Annotated in this window: 3 protein-coding genes; 2 read left to right on the top strand and 1 reads right to left on the bottom strand. The window is 72.7% G+C overall.

Annotated elements, in window-relative coordinates; translation table 11 throughout:
* Positions 1 to 153 precede the first annotated feature (153 nt).
* The gene (locus GKQ77_RS30330; protein WP_219692325.1) at positions 154 to 1,371 is read right to left on the bottom strand and encodes a Cmx/CmrA family chloramphenicol efflux MFS transporter; all 1,218 of its coding nucleotides are present in this window, start codon (positions 1,369 to 1,371) and stop codon (positions 154 to 156) included.
* Positions 1,372 to 1,860: 489 nt separating this feature from the next.
* Here GKQ77_RS30330 and GKQ77_RS30325 point away from each other — a divergent pair, with 489 nt between their 5' ends.
* Together GKQ77_RS30325 and GKQ77_RS30320 are read left to right on the top strand one after the other, a co-directional pair.
* Positions 1,861 to 2,811: an ArsR/SmtB family transcription factor gene (locus GKQ77_RS30325; protein ID WP_308117828.1), complete on the top strand. Its 951-nt coding sequence runs from the start codon at positions 1,861 to 1,863 to the stop codon at positions 2,809 to 2,811.
* Positions 2,812 to 2,849: 38 nt separating this feature from the next.
* The gene (locus GKQ77_RS30320; protein ID WP_258022237.1) at positions 2,850 to 3,314 is read left to right on the top strand and encodes a hypothetical protein; all 465 of its coding nucleotides are present in this window, start codon (positions 2,850 to 2,852) and stop codon (positions 3,312 to 3,314) included.
* Positions 3,315 to 3,351: the final 37 nt, after the last annotated feature.

The raw sequence follows: 3,351 nt of genomic DNA, 5'->3' as shown, positions 1-3,351 counted from the left end.
CTGCGGGGGAAGCGAGGGTAGCGGGGGCTACGGGGGTAACGGAGGCGGCTGGCGCGGCGGAGGCTACCGGGGAAGCGGAGGCTGCCGGGGTAGCAGGGGTTACCGGGGCAGCGGAGGCGGCTGGTGCGGCGCGGTTCGCCCGCGCGTCGGCGCTCACGCCTCCGCCTTGGCGGTCTCGCGGGCGATCACGGCCGCACGAGGCTCTGGCGTCGGCGCCCGCCCCGCCCCCGGGCGCTGGAGGTACGCCGCCCACAGCACACCGGCGACCCCCGCGGCGGCCAGCGCGGCCCCCACCCAGGCCACCGAGGCATAGCCGAACCCGGCGTCGATGGCCATGCCGCCGAGCAGCGGGGCCACGGTGTTGCCGACGTTGAAAGCGGCCGTGTTGGCCGCGCCCACGAGCGTCGGGGCCCCCGGCGCCAGCGTGAACACCCGTGACTGCAAAGCGGGGTTGGTGACGTAACCGGCGAGACCGAGCAGGAAGACCAGGGCGATCACCACGGCCGTCACCTGCGCGGTCAGGGCGAGCAGCGCGGAGAACAGGGCGAGCCCGCCGAGCCCGGCGCCCAGCGTGCCGAGCGGGCGCGCCCCCGCCGTGCGTCCGCCGATCAGGATGCCGGCCATGCCGCCGACGCCGAAGAGGGCGAGGAGCACCGGTACCCATCCCGCGGAGACGCCGCTGACCTCGGTCAGGAGCGCCGCCAGATAGCTGAAGGTGACGATGACCGCTCCGAAGGCGAAGGCCGTGATGGCGTACGAGAGCCACAGCTGCGGCCGCGCCATGCCACGCAGCTCGGCCCTGACGGAGGGGCGCTCGCCCTCGTCCCGGCCGCCCGGGACCACGAGCAGCGTGCAGACGAGGCTCACCACGGTGGCCGCCGCCACTGCCCAGAACGCGGCGCGCCAGCTGGAGTGCTGACTGAGCACCGTGCCCGCGGGGACGCCAACGACGGTGGCGAGCGTCAGTCCGGCCCCCACCACGGCGACCGCCCGCGCCTTGGCCGCCGCCGGGACGAGCGCCACCACGGTGGCCACGGCGACGCCCCAATACCCGGCGTAGACAAGGGCGCTGACGATGCGTGTGATGAACAGGACGGTGTAGCCGGGCGCGAGGGCGCCCACCACATGGGCCGCGACGAAGGCGGCCTGGAGCCAGACGAGCGCCGTGCGGCGCGGCCAGCCGAGTGTGGCGACGGCGAGCAGGGGGGCGCCGACGACCATGCCGATCGCGAAGGCCGAGATGAGCAGGCCCGCGTCCGGGATCGACACCCCCAAGTCGTCCGCCATGCCCGGCAGAAGGCCGGACAGCATGAACTCCGAGGTGCCCTGGGTGAAGATGCCGAGCGCCACTATGTAGACCGCAGGTGGCATGGGACATCCCTCCGACGTGCCGAGATTTTTTGAAGCAACTGCTTCAGAACTGACGAGTGAGGACGCTAACACATTCTGAAGCGGGTGCTCCATAACCAGCGCGGCCGGGACACCGAGCGCGCGCCACGCGGAGGCTCAACTCCCGGGTGAACCCATGTTCATGCTCATGGCGATGTAGACCGCGGCGACGAAGCGCAGCCCCCCTCGGCCTGGAGACGGTCGGCATCTGCCGCTCGGCCTCCTCACGGGCCTCGCCACGACGGCGGTCCTGCTGCTGCGCCGGTACGGTTCCTCACTCGCGGCGCGGGCCGCGTACCCCCCGGCTCGTCGCCCCGTAAAGGCGCTCCCCGCGCGGTGGCCGGAAGACACCGCGTGGGGAGCGCCGGGCCGGGGCAGTCTGGGGATGCGCAGACACGCTCCACCGCGGTGACAGGGGGCCGGCCGGTGTTACGGATCCACTTCACGTCGGAAGACCTCACGCGGACCCGCGTGGCCGCGACCATCGGAGTCGCGGCGGAAACGTACTACAGCCTCGAACTCCTCAGGCAGAACCGGGACCTTCCCCACTTCCGCGAGTGGCGGTCGGCGCTCGTGGGCCGGTTGGGGGCGGACACGCGCCCGCTGACGTCCCTGGTCCCGATGCGCGGGCCGGGGCTCGACCTGCTGGCCCTGATGGGCGACGCGCCCTCCCTCGAACACGCCGTGGACAACCTGCTGCGCGCACCCGCCTCCCGGATCCAGCGGGAGTTCGAAGGCCTCGACTTCCACCCCCGGCACCTGGCATGGGCGAGGCGGGTCGCCGACGGGGACCGCGAAGCGCGGCGGGAGTTCGCCGACGCCGTGCGCGCCTGCCACCGGCTCACCGTGGCGCCCTACTGGGACAAGGGCCGCTCCGAACTGGTCGCGCTGGCCTCCCGCTACGCGAACCTGATGCTGGAGGGCGGCATCGATCTGCTGCTGCGGTCGCTGGGCCCGCCAGCGGTCCGCTGGTGTCCGCCCGTGCTCGAAGTGCCCTACCCGCGCCGGACCGAGGTGCGTCTCCAGGGCAGAGGGCTGATCATCACGCCCACCGTCTTCTCGCCGCTCCCGATGAGCCTGCTGTACGACCCGCTCGACCCCGCGCAGCCGCCCCGGCTGACCGTTCCGTGCCTGCGCGAGCCGCTGACCGGTACCGGCCCGGCCGGCCCCGGCGGCTCCCCCGGCCCGAGCCTTGAGTCCCTGCTGGGCCGTACGCGGGCCGCCGCGCTGCACGTGACGGCGGAGGGCTGCACGACGACCGAGCTGGCCCGGCGCCTCAACGTCTCGGCCGCGGCCGCCAGTCAGCACGCGACGGTGCTCCGCAAGACGGGCCTGATCACCACAAGCCGCCGGGGCGGATCCGTGTTGCACCTCGTGACCCCCCTGGGGCTCGCCCTGCTCACCGCACCCTTTAAGCCGTGACTTAAGAGCTGGGCCCCGGCATCCCGGTCCAGGAGCATATGAAGCCGCAACAGGCTCACATCCTGGAGGTCACCTTGCGCACGCAACTCTCCGCCGCCGTCGGCGCCGTGGCACTGACAGCGGGCGCTCTGCTCGGCGCTCCCGCCGCCGGCGCACAGGCCACCGACTACCCCACCAACTCGTTCCGCGTCGAGGTGGGGAACACGTGGACCGACGGAAAGCTGACCTGGTACAACCGGTCGGTCCTCGTGGAGGGAACACACAAATCGGTGAGTTCGGCCGGCAAGGCGTACTGCCGCCTCACCTGGGGGCGCACCTACGACGCCAGCCGCGCGCTGGTGGGTACGAGGGGCTCCGATCCCGGTGACATGGCCTGCGGTACGACCAGGAGCTTCAGCTTCGTCGTCCCGGCGGACATCGTCGGCGGTGCCCAGCTCGTACGTATCTGTCTGGACGACGGCAACTACAACGACCTGCTCTGCGCGCCGTACCGGCGGCCCTGACCGGGGCCGCTGCTCGGCGGGGCTTGGGGGCCCGGTC

Source organism: Streptomyces anatolicus (genome assembly GCF_019400875.1).
GTDB lineage: Bacteria > Actinomycetota > Actinomycetes > Streptomycetales > Streptomycetaceae > Streptomyces > Streptomyces anatolicus.
This window is presented reverse-complemented; position numbering and strand designations above follow the sequence as displayed.

Bases quoted from the DNA above. Each gene is read 5' to 3' on its own strand.
- GKQ77_RS30330 (WP_219692325.1), bottom strand. From the start codon at position 1,371: ATGCCACCTGCGGTCTACATAGTGGCGCTCGGCATCTTCACCCAGGGC.
- GKQ77_RS30320 (WP_258022237.1), top strand. From the start codon at position 2,850: ATGAAGCCGCAACAGGCTCACATCCTGGAGGTCACCTTGCGCACGCAA.